This is a genomic window from Nostoc sp. LEGE 06077 (assembly GCF_015207705.1).
Classification (GTDB): Bacteria; Cyanobacteriota; Cyanobacteriia; order Cyanobacteriales; family Nostocaceae; genus Nostoc_B.
Window position 1 is genome coordinate 68,690 of the sequence record NZ_JADEWI010000010.1, and the last position, 15,548, is coordinate 84,237.

The window sequence follows — 15,548 nt, forward strand, 5'->3', positions numbered from 1 at the left end:
GAGTTTAAAAAATTGATTGCTAAAACTTACAAAAGTTGTAAGTTTTATTTATCACCAACTTCAATACGGTTAGAAATAGCTTACAACTTTCCTAGTCAATGTTGATCATTTATAAGTCTTATTATTAAATAAATATTAAATTGCTTACATAGATAAAATACTATACCTGTTGAGTAAGTAAGGTTTCGGTAATTAATAAGATAGATAAATTTTATATTAAGTATTATTTCTGATTATTGTGACCCATAGTTCCTTTGTATGAGAACCCCCAGATTTATTGGTGGAATCAATTGAAAGTCCCTAAATAATTAAACTTGTGATTCCACACGTAAACCAAAGTAGGTAAGAACAAGTTCAGTCTCGCCATTATTAATTACTTCGTGAACTTCTCCTGGTTCGATGGCAATACAGTTTCCGGGAAGTAGAGGATATTCTTGGTGATTCACACGAATTATCCCTGAACCAGCTTCGACAAAAAATACTTCACACATATCTAGATGGGCGTGGGCGGGTGCAGTATGTCCGGGTGCAAAACGGGCTTGAGAAAAATTGGTGAGGTGAGGTATATCGCCAAGGCGTAACATCACCTTTTTTTTGATATCAGGATTGTGGGAAACGGATTCTTCTGGCAAATTACTAAGGGAAGTAGTAATCATTGAGGTCTTAAGTCATTAGATAGTTCTACGATACCCCTAGACCCATCAATTCTGACTCGTTGACCATCTTGCAATAACCAAGTTGCACCTCTGACATCCATCACCGCGGGAATACCGTATTCACGGGCGACAATTGCGCCATGAGATAATCTCCCGCCGGCTTCCGCAATTAGTCCACCAGCCCGAACTAACAAAGGGGCCCAACCAGAATCGGTGTAGGGTACAACTAAAATGGTATCGCGGTCGATGTAGGGCATATCTTGTAAGCTCCGCACAACTTTGACTCGACCGACCGCTTGTCCGTGGCTGGCGGGAATACCTTGTAATACTTGGTCAGAGTATATAGGAGAAGGTGCCAGGGGGTGCGGTGGTGTATTGCCGTAAATTAAAATTGGGACTTGGGGAATTTTGCTATCTTCAATAAATTGCGATCGCCGATATTCGATAATTTCTGCTAGGCGTTCTCGCAAAGGACTATCAGCTTCGGCAATAAGTTGTCTAATTTCGGCTATTTCTAAAAAGAAAATATCTCCGGCTGTTTTGAGTAACCCAGATTTTAACCAAGTTTTCTCAATTGCAATAAATCGCCACCGCAATTCGGCTAATAGCCGCGAGTAAACCTCTGTTACCCGTCCTTTGATATCCACACGTTCTTGAACAAAGCCACGCTTACGTTTACCTGATAAGGCGCGATTAATTGGGTCAACATCGCCAGTTTCCGGTTGATTACCTTGAATCAACTGGACGAATAACTGCTGAATTGGTCGGGGGTCTTCTTTCCAGGTAGGAACAGCAATGTTAGTCCCCACATCACTTAAATAACCGTAATCTTCCAGCAGTTCGTTAAATTCGTAAAGAACTTTTTGTCCTTCGGGAGTTTGTTCTAACTGTTCAAAAACTTTGTCTGGTTCAAACTCTAGTAATACTTGTCTTGCGTCGGCGGCTAAAGCACTGAGCGATCGCAACGCGGCAACTTCTGGTGTCACACTGTTATCAATCTGCCCATCTTTGACCCGAAAAATTGATTGTCTAATTGCCGCACTCAAGGGCGCTAAAATGCTGTAATACGTCCCACGCCGCAATAATTCTAAGTTAAAGTCAATTCTCGCTAAAATTGCTAACGCATCCATCTCCTCAATTGACTCATGGGCTAATTGCGATAACCCAGGAATAAATAATTGGCGGTAGTCTTGCTTAAAGTCTTTGTCTAAATTTAATTCCTGCTTCAGCAGTTGGATTAATCCTGGAAGATTCTGCACCGTTGACTGCAAAGGCGGTGTACTCATTTTTGCACCTCTGGTGAGAAACTCTAAACTTTCCGGTGGTAACCCCATCCGCAGAAAAATATCTCCTAAGAGGGAGGCATTAAAATAAGCTCTGGAGTAGTGGAGTGTAGCAGTATCACTAAAATCTAACCCAGAAGCGCGATCGCCTAAAACAATTGTGAAAATATCTCCCCAAACGCCACAAGTTAACGGGCGATTAATTGACCAAGTTAAAGGATGAATTACTCCAGGAATCACTTCCGCGGCAATTTTTCTTGTCCAAATTGGCAACAGCGTAGTAATCGGCCTCGCCTGTAACACCCACAAAGTTTGACCGTCATAACTCCACTCAATATCTTGGGGTATACCGTGGTAACGTTTTTCAATCCGGTGGGCGAGGTAAGCAACTTGTTTGAGGATGGCTTGGGGGACTTGTCCCGTACCTTCTATATGAATAGATGAGATATTGTCTGTTTCGACTACAAAGGCGCGGTATGGTTCTGGTGTGACTTGTCCAGAGACGATTTGAATTGGACTACCGGGTAAGGCCTCAATGACGATCGCATCACCTTGCTGAGTAATTGGATCGCGGGTAAAAGCCACGCCGGAATACACACTCTGTACTTGCTGTTGCACCAGTACAGTCATCGCTGTTTCTGGTAAACCGCGATCGCTACGATACTGCACAGCCGTTGGATGATTGTAAGAATCACGGACTTGGGCGATCGCGGTTTGCAATTGCTGTTTACTGGTGACACTCACCACGGTTTCATATTGTCCAGCAGCGGAAGCTTGTTCCGAATCTTCCCCAATGGCTGATGAACGAACGATTAACGGGGATAAATCTGATGGTTGGAGAATGGCGATTAACTTTTCTGGATCAGCGCCAGGGACAACAACCCAACCTTTCGGTACAGGATAACCCCAACGCTTAATTTGCGAGAGAGTGGCGGCTTTTTGCCCAACTATTGCCCCATCTAACTCATTATCTAAAGTCCAAATGGGGCGATCGCCCTGCAACTTTTCTAATGTTGCTTGTGTATCTGTCTGTGCTTCTTGGGCTGGTAAATCTAAATCATCAGGCATTTGCCGATAAATCCAGCCTAGTAAGCCAGCTAAGGCGATCGCTGCCAGCATTCTAAATACATCATCTGAATGCACGATGGTCACAAGTAAGGGAAACAAAACTAACACCCCGTACTTTACTGGTTTTTTGGCACGAAATACTAGCAATGTCGTGATTGCCAAAAAACTGACAAATACTGTCACCAGAGGATCATGAATGAGAAATCCCCAAGCTGCGTTAGTTGTACCAGCCCCTTTAGCTAACCAAAATCTCCCTAAGACTAAGGCAATCAAGGCGACTATTTCCCAGGGTGATCCATCTGGGAAAAAAATACGTGTGAGAAAAACTGCGGCAATTCCTTTTAAGGCTTCTGACAATACCGCCAAAAGTCCTACCCAAGTGCCGCCATGATAAAACGCGGCTGAGACGCTGATGTTTTTTGTGCCTATTTGTGACAATCGCCTACCTGTTAACCCGTTGGTAATCCAGGCTATCAGAGGTAAGCCTCCTAATAAGGGGCAGGCAATTAAAATAACTAAGGCACCCCAAAGTTCAAGCATTGTTGATGTTGGATTTTAGATTTATATTGCATCTAAAATCTCAAATCGCAAAGTCTAAAATCTTTTTGAAGTTTTCTAACGGTTGTGCAGACATTTTGATTATATGTTTAATGGACACATAGCAGTGGCAGAAACCGTTGTTTTGCCAGTGTCCACCAAACAACTAATTTTTCTGCACCTTGTTACTTAATCTAGGGCGTATGCCGCTTGCAGCGCCCAAATAATCAGGCCAGCAATCGAACCCAAAAGCAACACAGTAGAAATAGTCACTAATTTGGGAGAGTCTGCACCCTCAAATTTCATAATTCCTCTATTTAAGTCGGACATCGCCTTTAATCCTCCTTCGTTAGAGTCCTAATTTGTCCGTTTTGATTGTAGTCCTTCTGTTAGCAAAACAAGTTAAGTTTCTCCTGTTATTTTCTTTAAGCTTTGCAACAAATACATCACTAAATTTACTTATGCCTTTAGTGATAATGACTCACTTTATACAAAGAATCAATATATCTTTGGTATTAATTAATCAAAACTCATGATATTGGTCGCTGATTATGGGCAATTTTCAGTAAATCTACGAGTTGATAAATTAATACTTTCGCCAGAACTTACGGAAAAAATATAGTATAGTTGATTACTTTATACTTGGGAATTTGCAGAAATCATCGGTGAGGATTAACAAGTGAAAGTAGTAATATTCATGATTTTGGGACTAATAGGGCTACTAATTGTGATTGAGATGGGATTGCGATCGCTCTTTGGTTTTGGCAATCCCCTAATTTACATTGGTGATTCCCAGATTGGGTACTTATTAGCACCGAATCAAAATACTCGTCGCTTTGGTAATCGCATTGAAATTAACGAGTTTTCCATGCGTAGCAGCCCCATCACCAAAATCCCTGCATCTTCGACTTTGCGAGTACTACTTTTAGGAGACTCCATCGCCAATGGTGGTTGGTGGACGGATCAAAAAAATACCATCTCTAGCTTAATCATGAATTCGCTCACATCAGCGATCGCTGACAAATATCCCCAAGTTGAGGTTTTGAATGCTTCGGCTAATTCTTGGGGGCCAAGAAATGAACTCGCTTATTTACAGCGATTTGGCAGTTTTCAGGCGCAGATAATAGTTTTATTAATTAATACTGACGATTTGTTTGCTCATAATCCTACAGCTTTACCAGTAGGCCGCGATCGCAACTATCCAGATAGTAAACCGCCTTTAGGATTAGTCGAAGTATGGCAGCGTTATATAACTAAACAACAGCCAATTCCTGAATTGAAAGCAATTCAAGCAGAATCAGGCGATCGCGTGGGTGTGAATCTCGAAGCAATTAAGCAAATTCAAGCCATAGTCACTCAACACAACAGCAAATTTCTCTTAGCCATGACTCCCTTACGGCGAGAACTCGGCGAACCTGGCCCCCTTGATTACGAAATTACCGCGCGTCAACGGTTGAATGAGTTTACCAAAACCCAGCAAATTCCTTATATAGATTTTTTACCGCTATTTAATGAAACTGCCAATGTTCAAGCCTTATATCATGACAGCATCCACATGAATTTGCAGGGTAATCAGTTCGTGAGTGGAGTGATTGAGCGATCGCTTCTAGAAATTTTGGGACTATAAAGTCAAAATTAAGCAAGCCGTTCGCTACAAGATATGTCTCAAAAGCTGACAAATGAGCAGTTGTCAAAATAGAAAAAGCGCCAGTTAAAGCGGAATAAAACTGGCGCGCTCGTGTTATCGGTTTGTTAGCGTGTTATAAACAAAGTGAATTAAACAAGAAACCCAGATTTATTTCCTCAGTTTGAGAAAATTCTTGGATTTACCTTATCAGACTGCCTAAAACAAATTAACCAAGAAGGAACCGTAGTTTCTCTAACATTTTGCTTTAGGTACAAATCATTGCCAGAATAACATGATACTCAGTAAAAATAAGAATTATACTTAGCATTTCTTAATTTTCCGTCTAGAGAGTAATTTATTTTACAAACCAAATTTATTAATTGTCATCACCCAATAAATACTGGATCAAAAAAATAACCTCCGGGGTTAAATAACCACTGGAGGAGATGAGCAAAGACATTTTGTGGACTAGTCTAGATATAAATTTACCTCTATTACTCAATCAATGCACTCCATCTTAAGAAGAATTAAAGGTTAAGTTGATAAGTTATATTGATGACAATTTTACCACCAGCTTATTTAACTGATTTTGTCAGTAGATAAACTTTAAATAGCAAATATGCTCAAATATTGCTGTAATTGTTCTTACTGTTAATTTGAAATAAATTATAATTGCCATCAACCTAAATATAGAGATAGAAAATTTTTGGGAATATTGAATCCAACTACTATATATGTTGATATCAATATACAACCCTTACTTTGATTGAAGGATTTTGCAATAGAGTTGTACAATAAGATATAGATGCGATCGCTCTTCGCTATTCACCTTACAGCAAATTGCCTTTGAGCAAGTGTTAGCATCCTGTGGTAAGTTGGGATGCAGAGGGAATAGATAAAGAGCCGTATAGTTGTAGGCATAGGGAATATCTCGTAAAACTCGCTCTGATTGGAGTTCACAACTCTGGAGCGTTTATTTTTGGAATCTGCAAAATTAACACAATACCTGTGTATTAAGCTAATGCTGCTAAGTATAAACTCATTAGTCATTTTTTCATTTGCTCTCATCAATATCAATGACTAATGACACAATACAAACTCTGCAATTTAATGTGCAACTTAGACAGCTAACAGCTTAAGTACAAATAGCTTAACATCATTTGCTGCTAGGTAAATAAACTAGCACAGATGCTTTCTTGGTCATTTCTCAACAGTCTCCACAAATTTAAAATTTCCGAGGATTCAATGACTTTCACTAATTTTACCAAAGCCAGAAATGCCTATAAACCTCTAGAACAAGAATCGCCTTCATCAGCGAAAATTGTCTTGAAGAATCCAAGCAAAAGTGATAATTATCACGATCGAGAACCGAAAACTAACAGTTCAACAATCAACGGATTAAACCGTGGACGAGTTGCAATTTTTATTGATGGTGTCAATCTATTTCATGCAGCTTTACAACTAGGCATTGAAATCGACTATCTCAAATTACTGTGTCGTTTAACCTCTGGTTCACGGTTGTTGCGAGCTTTCTTTTACACAATAGTTGATGTTGCACGACCAACACCAGCACGCCCACGGGCAAATGACAAACAACAAGGCTTTCTGTTTTGGATGCGGCGAAATGGTTATCGAGTAGTTACCAAAGAAGCACAGCTGACAGACCATACTAAAAAGCCTAATTTGAATGTAGAAATTGCTGTTGATATGATCACTTTAGCGCCCTATTACGATACGGCTATTTTGGTCAGTGGTGATGGTGCTTTAGCCTATGCTGTCGAAGCTGTCACTAGCAAAGGTGGTCGAGTTGAAGTCGTAAGTTTGCGACCAATGACCAGCGATAGCCTGATTGATGTTGCTGATTACTTTCTTGATCTTGATAGCATTAAACAAGAAATTCAAAAAGATTCCCATTTGGGTTACAACTATCGCTCACTGTCTAATTCCCACCTGTAAATTCCACTACTTATCAACCATCGCAGGTTTTTAGAGTACAATTACAAGCCAGGAAATAACTCTGCGTATTCCGCTAAATTTTGAATTGCGATGGATATTTTAATTGTTGAGGATGAATCTGAAATTGCTCAGTTAATCCAACTTTCTTTAGAAAAAGAAGGATTTTCTTGTCGGATGAGCCGCGATGGTGTGAACGCCTTGCGGATGTTTCAAGAGCAACCACCTGATTTAATCATTCTAGACTTAATGATTCCTGGGTTGGATGGATTAGAGGTTTGTGCCAGAATTCGGCAAAAACCAGGTACAAAAGACCCTTATATTTTGATGTTGACAGCCAAGGGTGAAGAAATCGATCGCGTGATTGGTTTATCTACTGGTGCTGATGACTACATGGTTAAACCCTTTAGCCCCAGAGAATTAGTAGCCAGAGTGCGGGCGTTATTGCGGCGTAGTCTCCGCCAAGGCGGACAACATCAAGTCACGCGGACGCAAAACTTTATTGTAGATGTCGAACAACGCACAGCTTCTCGCCAGTTAAATTCCCAAGAAGCAGAAACTTTAGACTTAACCAACCTGGAATTTAATTTGTTAAGCACCTTTGTAGGTAATCCTGGGCGAGTTTGGAACCGCACTCAGTTAATTGATAAACTCTGGGGAGATGATTTTTTTGGTGACGAACGGGTTGTTGACACCCATGTAGCGCGGTTACGCAAAAAAATTGAGCCTGACCCAGCTAATCCCTCATTTATTAAAACTGTTGTGGGAGTTGGCTATAAATTTGAAGACTCTCCTGTAATGTGAGCGTGATGCACAAAACAGAAGGCAAAAGTAAAAAGTTAAAAGGCAAAAAAAGCAGTAACATTTATAGGGTAATAAGCTCCCTGAAAAAAGTATTTGCTTCAAATTCCTTAATTTTGGGGAATTATTTTTTTACTTTTTACTTTTTAAAATGAGTTGGCCTTGGACAAAATCCTTGCCTTTGGCATCACGTTTGTTTTTCTCCCACTTGGTAGTCATGATTGTGGGGGTAGCTAGTTTTGTGACTATTAGTAAAGTCTCGTCACCCCGTTTTTTTGTGCTGCACTTAGAGCGGCTACAAAGTCAGGGGTTAGATTTAATTAATGTCCGTACTGAACTAGTGGAAGGTTTTGAAACAGCTTGGCGGCGCAGTACCATTTGGTCAGTTATCGTTGGTACGACAGCGGCGGGAGGATTGAGTTACTGGGTGTCTAAGCGAATTATGCAGCGCTTGACGGAAATGGAACAAATTACCCAAAAGTTTGCTGTTGGTGAGTTAGATGCGCGATTACCTATGTCTGAGATTCCCGAACTGAATCGCTTGGGTGCAAGTTTTAACCGTATGGCGGCCAGTTTAGAGGGCGTGGAAGCACGACGACGAGAACTCATCGGTGATATGACTCATGAACTACGGACACCTTTGACAGTTGTGCGTGGTTACTTAGAAGAATTAGCAGATGGTGAAATAGAACCATCACCAGAAGTTTACCGGCGTTTAGCCAGAGAAACTCGCCGCTTAGAAAGATTAGTGAATGATTTACAAGAACTTTCTAAAGCAGAAGCCGGTTATTTACCAATTAATATACAACCGATAAATCTACGTCCTTTATTAGAATCTTTGGTAGAAAGATTTAGTGAACAACTGTTAGAAGATGGGCCAGTGCTACGTTTAGATTGTCCAACACCATTACCTCTGGTATTGGCAGATGTTGACCGCACTGAACAAGTGTTAGTCAATTTAGTAGGAAATGCCGTTCGTTACACTACTAATGGCACAATTACTGTGCAACTTTGGACGGAAGCATCCCAACTATGGATTGCTGTGAGTGATACAGGTATTGGTATTGCTCCACAAGATTTACCCCACGTATTTGAGCGGTTTTGGCGAGCCGATCAATCACGCGATCGCCATTCGGGTGGAACTGGTATTGGTTTAACTATTTCTCGGCATTTAGTTGAATTACAAGGTGGACAAATTCAGGTAGAAAGCGAATTAGGAATTGGTAGTACATTTCGGTTTAGTCTACCGTTAGCTTAATGACTGTGACAAAGCTTTGAAAGAACTAGCTTTATACTCAGCACTCAGCACTTTATTTGTACAAAGAATTGACACAAGCTAGTCGCATTACTGTCATACTCAATTGATAGTTTGAAGATATTCAAACTAGAGTTTTAATTCATTTTTGAGATGACTACTCTTGTCCTGGCTTCTTGTTTGGTGAGTTTACTCACTATCTCTGGTTGGGCTGCGATCGCCTATTTATTCCCGTCAAACCAGTCCCAAGATTAATAACTTGGATGATCAACTGCCATCTTCTTCCCAATTTTCACTACCCAATAGGTCAATAATTCTATCTCGGAGCAAAAATTCGTTTTTTTCTAGTTCAAGTTCAAAAATAGCCCATTCACGTTCAGGGATATACTTGCACAAAGCATAAATTGGACGTTGACGGCTAATAAGTCCCTTTTTCACTAGTTGGCGTGCTTCTTCTTTAATTAGTTCAATGTCGTATTTAACAGCAGTATCCATAGCTGGTTCCTTTGTTTATTATCAAGGAATTAAATGCCAAAGCAATCAATGCTTGGACTTTATCTTAAAATTATCAAAAAAATTTGAGAACATTGTGAAGAACTACAGCATTCAATCTAGCTGAAGCTACGTAATTGAGGAGATTAAATTATATCCATAAACTATCTAATTAATTTTGATTTTTATTTAGCCACACGGGGACAAAATCTGAATATCGACACTTTGCTCAGAATGACATATTTGCATAGGCTTGTGATCAGCCTCTAGGTAGAGCAGATTTAGAAAAGTTTATGTAGATTAATTAAATTGATACAATGATGAGTTATTCTTCTTGCTCTAAGGCATACTTTGCTTGCAAAAGGTGCTGCTGATCTTCTTCGCTAACGGTGGGATATTTTAACTTCAGTGACTCTAATTTAGAACAGATAATATCAGCCACTACCATACGCATAAACCATTTGCGATCGGCAGGAATAATATACCAAGGAGCGTGTACGGTGCTAGTTTGATGAAAAACATCTTCGTAAGCAGCCATATAATCTGACCAAAATTCTCTTTCTCGGACATCATGAACCGAAAATTTCCAATTTTTGTCTGGAGCATCAATTCTCGCTAAAAATCTTTTTTTCTGTTCTGCTTTCGAGACATTGAGAAAAAATTTGAGAACAATAATCCCATTATCGACTAAATATTTTTCAAAATTATTGATTTCCTCAAAACGTTGTTGCCAGATTTTGTTACCTTTTGGTAAATGAGGTAGTTGCTGGTTTTGGAGAATTTCTGGATGAACTCGCACTACTAACACTTCTTCATAGTAAGAGCGGTTAAATATGCCAATTCTCCCCCTTTCTGGCAAAGACTTCATTGTGCGCCATAGGTAGTCATGATCTAGTTCTTCATTACTAGGAGATTTGAAACTAAAGACTTGACAACCTTGGGGATTAATCCCAGACATGACGTGTTTAATTGTGCTGTCTTTGCCAGCAGCATCCATTGCTTGAAAAATAATTAGCAAGGCATAGCTGTTTTGGGCATAAAGAATATCTTGATACTTGGCTAATCTTTCAATATCTGACCTTAATTTTAGTGCAGCATCATTTCTGTCATGATAATTAGCTGTATAAGCTGGGTCATAATTTTTTCGTAGAGAAATCTGGGAATTTGGCGGCACAATAAAAGCATCATGATTCATATAAAGTATAAAGTGTGAAGTATGAAGTATGAAATATCCAGTATTTATAGTGTGTAGGTGGGCAATCAAACAGCTGCCATAAGATGTAATGATTGCTTATGTTATCGTTTTTTTAGCTTTTTTAGCTTGACATTTGGCCGCATTGTTTCTCGACCAATTACAAACATTCCCGCTATCCCCAAGCAAACAAACCAAACATATTGATACCAATATTGGTGAATCTGCCCAACTGTACTTAATTCTGGATGCAGCGTATTCAAGTACAGTAGCAGCACCAATATCATTAATGCGCCAAAACCCACAAAGCTTAACCCTACACGTAGACGTATAGGCTGTAATTCCCAGTCACTAATTTGCTCTAGATCAATTTTTGCTAATTCTTGCAAGGATGATTCTGCAACAGTTGAGACTTCTTGCATTCTGTTACTCAACTTTGGGGGCAAAATTGGCACTAATGTTGCTACAGTAGGCCGACGTAGCAAAGCCTCAGTATCTCGTAACAACTCTAGAGGTTTACGTGTCGTTACTGATTGAGTAAATTCTGGGTTTTTTGTAGCAGTCGTGGCGGTAGCTTTGCCTTCAAAATCCATAGCAGGCTATAGAAGAAAGAGGATACAGATAGCCTAACCAATCAGTTGGAGTCACGCAAATATCTTTGGTGTTGATGTGTCTTGATAATATGAACTACCAAGACACATAAAATCTATGAAGCTGAAGATTGTAATTTTTCTAATCTTGCCAGCACTTCTTGACTGTGAACAGATGGGTTGACTTTGACAAAAGTCTCGCGCAATATACCTTCTGGGTCGATGATAAAGCTGTGGCGCATTGAGACAAAACCAATCCAAGAACCATAAGCTTTGCTGACTGCGCCAGTGGTATCTGCTAATAGGGGAAATTTTAATCCCTCAGAATCACAAAATTCGGCGTGAGAATCAACATCGTCAGCACTGACACCAATTATTTGCGTATTTTTTGCTAGATATTTGGGTAAGTCTTGCTGAAAACGCCGTGCTTCGATGGTGCAACCAGCTGTAAAGTCTTTGGGATAAAAGTAAAGTACTACCCATTGACCGCGCAAGTCGGCCAGAGAGATTTGGCCATCGCCTGTGTTGGTAGGTAAAGTAAACTCTGGTGCAGGTTGATTTAGCGTTGGTAGTTTACCACCAAGGGCATTAGCCACAGGTGAAAAGTTGAACCAACTAATCAAAGCGAAACAGCTGGCAAAGAAGATATTTAAAAAATTGCGCCGAGAAATCATGGTGTAGACCAGAATCACAACTTTACATAAGTTTACAATTCTTGGTTGCTATTATTGTCACCTGGCGTGGATTCACTAGGGGGATCTGTGCTTTCGATGTATTGGCTATCGAGAAGAAAGGCTCCTCTGCTAAACCGGATGCCCCAATAACCTCCAGGACGACGGTCAAGAACTATACCTTCTTCACCCAGATTGATCACTTCTGGAGGACGTAACATCGGCATGGGATCAGCTGTTTTGACGTATGGTGGTAGCGCCACAACCCGGACTTTACTACCAATAGGAAATTCTTTGGGCATATAAAAAAAGCTAGAAGTTTGAATTAACTCCTAACTTTATCCTAAAGGGGTTGTCAATTTTGTTGGGGTGAGAGTAAATCTAGTTGGGAAGAAAATTAAGGAATGCGAAAGGAGATGGAACTTATCCCCTATCGCCATCTTCTGCAAAGAAGTTTGAGTAAGTTAAAAGTCAAAAGTAAAAAATTTATTGGTTGATGGAAAATATTTCTTGTACCTGAGTTAGTGGTAGGTGCCAAACTAACTCAGGTTGCCAAGTATCTGGGTCGAAGTTGGAGTGATGACCGCGCTGATATGCTTGCCACAATCTTTTCCAAGCAAATTCTTGACGAGAATTAAGATTTTGATAAATAACTTTTAATAGCCCTATTCCTAAAAGGAGATTAAATAATCCAAATTTTGCGCCGACTAAAAATGCTTGTACTTCTGCTTCGCCAATGGGGTCTGCGCCATAACCTGTAAGAATATGAACACCATCATGGAGTTGTTTACGCCGAAGACCTGTTGTGAAAGGTTGGAGGTTGTGTGCATCGAGAAAATCAACCCAGGTTTTACCAAAAGAGTTAGCAGGTAGCGATCGCAATTTTTCTACATGAACAATTTGTGGTACATTTTTCCCGCGTGCTTCTGTCACGCGATCGAGGATATCTAAAAATTGTTGGATGCGAGGAGTAGGATTGGAAGAAGCAATATCAGGCTGCATATTTCTTAAATTAAAAATATTTTAGTAGGGTGGTTTAATTCCCACCCTGGCTGAATAACTAGTCGTGCTTATCTCGGTAGATGGTGTGAGAGAAACGGTTTTCGCGGCGGTTGAGTTGTCTTCTCTCTTGAGGAGTTAGATGTCCATCACGACGAACATCCCGTCTTCTTGCAGCTTCCAGAGATGCTTCACGCCGTTCTAATTGACGTAATTCTGTTCTATCAATTGAGCCGTTTTTAACACCGTGATAGATGCGTTGTTGTTGATTAACTTCTCGGTGATAAACTTCCCCAGCAGAAGCTACTGAAGGTAAGAAAATAGCTCCAGCACATAGAGCAGCATAGGCAAAGCACTTCATAAAAATAACCTTCTAAAACTAGTGATAGTTTTTGCTCTGGACTTCAATGCTGGATGAGCAGAATTAGCTATTGGGTTGTTGGCGTTGTTGACGACGCTCTTTACCGTTTTGACGTAATTGCTGAAGTTTTGTCCGTTGTTCTGGAGTCAAAACTGCTTCAATTTGTTGTTTAGAAGACTCACGTATTTGCCGCATTTGAGTTTTTTGGGCTTCAGTTAAATTCAACTCAGCAAAACCCTTACCACCTGGACGGCCTGCACGCTGTCCAGGTTGCCGTGGTTGACCCTGATTAGCTTGTCTTTCGGCGCGGCGTGCTTCCATAGCTGCTTTGATTTTTGCCTTTTGTTCTGGGGTGAGAACATTTTCCATTTGACTGCGGGTGTTGCGTTGAATTTGCTGAATTTGGGTTTTTTGAGCATCACTCAGACCTAATTCTGCCCAAGGGCCTTTTTTACCTTGCCAATTTCCTTCTTTTTGTGCTTGAGCAACTAATAGGGGTGAATGAGATAAAGCTTGAGCTTTCACAGCAAAGGATGTTGCAGTCAGAGTCAGAGCGATCGCACCAGCAATTAATGATAATGACTTCAGTTTCATTTGTTACCTTGTTTTCTTTTCCTTTTGAGGATGTCATCATCATAGGAATTTATTCTTAGTCATTACATGAGGAGAAAGTCATGGTTACACCCGTGACTTTAGTCATACTTTCTTTTTATGTTATTTAAGTAACACTAACTTGTAAATTATAGTTATAACAGTATTCAGAATTCAGGAGAATAAACAAGAGAAACTCTTCTTCGTAAATTATCGATTAACTCGATATACCGGGATTAAATACCAGTCTACTAATTTTTAATATAAAATCTCAAATTGATATGAATCAACCTATCCAAATTAACAATCATCCCTTTCGGTTTTTACTATATTTGGAATGGATATTACTAACTCTCGCTATTTCGACATCTACATTTCCTGATCCTTCGCCACGATTTGCTAATCAATTTCCTGAACTGACTATTGGCTGTTTAATTATTTTTGGTTTAATGGGTTTAAGATTACCTACAGGTAAGCCGATAAATAAGATAATTTATACATCAATTGAAGTTTTATTATTATTTGTTACTGGAATGTTTGGTGGTAGAGTTGCGCGATTGTTTCCCTTTATCTATCTAATTTTAGTAACTCGTAGTTGTTTAATTTTTCAGTTACCTGGGCGCTTAGTTGTCACAGGTTTATCTTTCTCTTTATTTTTGATAACATTGAACTCTCGTTTACCCAAAGCTTTACCACCTCAAGCACAAGAGCGTTTTCGGTTTATTACTTTCAACACGGCGCTGTTATTTGGATTAAGTTTAATTTTTGTTTTATTATTAATGAATACAGTCTTAGCTGAACGGCAGAATCGGGAAAAACTGGCGATCGCTAACGAGAAAATGCGCCAATATGCTTTACGAATTGAAAATCAAGCTACCCTAGAAGAACGTACTCGCATTGCCCGTGAAATTCATGATTCTTTAGGACATTCTTTAACCGCATTAAATTTACAGTTAGAAACTGCTTTAAAATTATGGCAGTCGAATCCGGAAAAAGCACAAACATTTTTAGCTAGAGCTAAAGAACTTGGTTCTAAAGCGTTAAAAGATGTGCGTCAGTCGGTTTCAACTATCCGGGTTAATCCTTTACAAGAAAAAACTTTAGAGCAGGCGATATCTATACTTTTAGAAGATTTTTATCGAGCTAATGGGGTTAGCCCACGTTGTTTTATTAATCTGGATTATCCCCCACCTCCAGAAACTAATATTGCACTGTATCGGATTATTCAAGAATCACTGACAAATATTTCTAAATATGCAAAAGCTACAGAAATTATCCTCGCACTGACTAATACAAAAAAAAGCTTACGTTTAATGGTGCAAGATAATGGGATAGGTTTTGATATTCAGCAAAATACTACTGGTTTTGGCTTACAAAGTATGCGCGATCGCACTTTAGCCTTGGGTGGTGAATTTAAGATTAACACTACTCCCAATTCTGGCTGTCAAATTATAGTTGATATTCCTTTATAA

16 protein-coding genes are annotated in these 15,548 nt (G+C 39.7%); 5 read left to right on the top strand and 11 right to left on the bottom strand.

What is annotated here, in order from left to right:
- Window positions 1–308 precede the first annotated feature (308 nt).
- The 3 genes from IQ244_RS09685 to IQ244_RS09695 all read right to left on the bottom strand — a co-directional run bounded on the left by IQ244_RS09685 (window position 309) and on the right by IQ244_RS09695 (window position 3,874).
- A complete protein-coding gene (locus IQ244_RS09685; RefSeq protein WP_193892788.1) occupies window positions 309–656 on the bottom strand; it encodes a cupin domain-containing protein in 348 nt (115 codons plus the stop codon).
- On the bottom strand, window positions 653–3,547 hold the full coding sequence (locus IQ244_RS09690; RefSeq protein WP_193892791.1) for a glycerol-3-phosphate acyltransferase: 2,895 nt from the start codon (window positions 3,545–3,547) through the stop codon (window positions 653–655). The genes IQ244_RS09685 and IQ244_RS09690 overlap by 4 nt, the downstream gene beginning before the upstream one ends.
- Window positions 3,548–3,733: 186 nt before the next feature.
- Complete coding sequence (locus IQ244_RS09695; RefSeq protein ID WP_190709609.1) at window positions 3,734–3,874, bottom strand: hypothetical protein; 141 nt, start codon at window positions 3,872–3,874, stop codon at window positions 3,734–3,736.
- A 349-nt stretch (window positions 3,875–4,223) separates the two neighbouring features.
- Here IQ244_RS09695 and IQ244_RS09700 point away from each other — a divergent pair, with 349 nt between their 5' ends.
- The 4 genes from IQ244_RS09700 (at window position 4,224) to IQ244_RS09715 (ending at window position 9,183) form a co-directional block, all read left to right on the top strand.
- Window positions 4,224–5,171 carry an SGNH/GDSL hydrolase family protein gene (locus tag IQ244_RS09700; RefSeq protein ID WP_193892794.1) on the top strand — a complete coding sequence of 316 codons (948 nt, stop codon included), beginning with the start codon at window positions 4,224–4,226 and terminating at the stop codon, window positions 5,169–5,171.
- 1,245 nt (window positions 5,172–6,416) lie between these two features.
- Window positions 6,417–7,127, top strand: coding sequence for an NYN domain-containing protein (locus IQ244_RS09705; RefSeq protein WP_193892797.1), 711 nt, complete (start codon window positions 6,417–6,419; stop codon window positions 7,125–7,127).
- A gap of 90 nt (window positions 7,128–7,217) precedes the next feature.
- Window positions 7,218–7,928 carry a response regulator transcription factor gene (locus IQ244_RS09710; protein WP_193892799.1) on the top strand — a complete coding sequence of 237 codons (711 nt, stop codon included), beginning with the start codon at window positions 7,218–7,220 and terminating at the stop codon, window positions 7,926–7,928.
- Between the two features lie 148 nt (window positions 7,929–8,076).
- On the top strand, window positions 8,077–9,183 hold the full coding sequence (locus tag IQ244_RS09715) for a sensor histidine kinase (RefSeq protein WP_193892801.1): 1,107 nt from the start codon (window positions 8,077–8,079) through the stop codon (window positions 9,181–9,183).
- 264 nt (window positions 9,184–9,447) lie between these two features.
- Here the strand turns inward: IQ244_RS09715 and IQ244_RS09720 are convergent, their stop codons facing one another.
- From IQ244_RS09720 to IQ244_RS09755, 8 genes are all read right to left on the bottom strand, one after another.
- A complete protein-coding gene (locus IQ244_RS09720; protein ID WP_193892803.1) occupies window positions 9,448–9,675 on the bottom strand; it encodes a DUF4327 family protein in 228 nt (75 codons plus the stop codon).
- A 322-nt stretch (window positions 9,676–9,997) separates the two neighbouring features.
- Window positions 9,998–10,867 carry a polyphosphate kinase 2 family protein gene (locus IQ244_RS09725; RefSeq protein WP_193892805.1) on the bottom strand — a complete coding sequence of 290 codons (870 nt, stop codon included), beginning with the start codon at window positions 10,865–10,867 and terminating at the stop codon, window positions 9,998–10,000.
- Between the two features lie 101 nt (window positions 10,868–10,968).
- On the bottom strand, window positions 10,969–11,457 hold the full coding sequence (locus tag IQ244_RS09730; RefSeq protein WP_193892807.1) for a hypothetical protein: 489 nt from the start codon (window positions 11,455–11,457) through the stop codon (window positions 10,969–10,971).
- Between the two features lie 113 nt (window positions 11,458–11,570).
- Window positions 11,571–12,128, bottom strand: a complete 558-nt coding sequence (locus tag IQ244_RS09735; RefSeq protein WP_193892810.1) for a peroxiredoxin — start codon at window positions 12,126–12,128, stop codon at window positions 11,571–11,573.
- A 32-nt stretch (window positions 12,129–12,160) separates the two neighbouring features.
- Complete coding sequence (gene sipA, locus IQ244_RS09740) at window positions 12,161–12,427, bottom strand: regulatory protein SipA (protein ID WP_193892813.1); 267 nt, start codon at window positions 12,425–12,427, stop codon at window positions 12,161–12,163.
- A 184-nt stretch (window positions 12,428–12,611) separates the two neighbouring features.
- Window positions 12,612–13,127 (bottom strand): Coq4 family protein, encoded by a 516-nt coding sequence (locus IQ244_RS09745; RefSeq protein WP_193892816.1) that lies wholly within the window; start codon window positions 13,125–13,127, stop codon window positions 12,612–12,614.
- A gap of 58 nt (window positions 13,128–13,185) precedes the next feature.
- The gene (locus tag IQ244_RS09750; RefSeq protein ID WP_193892818.1) at window positions 13,186–13,485 is read right to left on the bottom strand and encodes a hypothetical protein; all 300 of its coding nucleotides are present in this window, start codon (window positions 13,483–13,485) and stop codon (window positions 13,186–13,188) included.
- Between the two features lie 63 nt (window positions 13,486–13,548).
- The gene (locus tag IQ244_RS09755; protein WP_193892821.1) at window positions 13,549–14,079 is read right to left on the bottom strand and encodes a Spy/CpxP family protein refolding chaperone; all 531 of its coding nucleotides are present in this window, start codon (window positions 14,077–14,079) and stop codon (window positions 13,549–13,551) included.
- Between the two features lie 278 nt (window positions 14,080–14,357).
- Between IQ244_RS09755 and IQ244_RS09760 the strand changes: the two genes are divergently transcribed.
- Entirely contained in the window at window positions 14,358–15,548 is a 1,191-nt protein-coding gene (locus IQ244_RS09760) for a sensor histidine kinase (RefSeq protein ID WP_193892824.1), read from the top strand.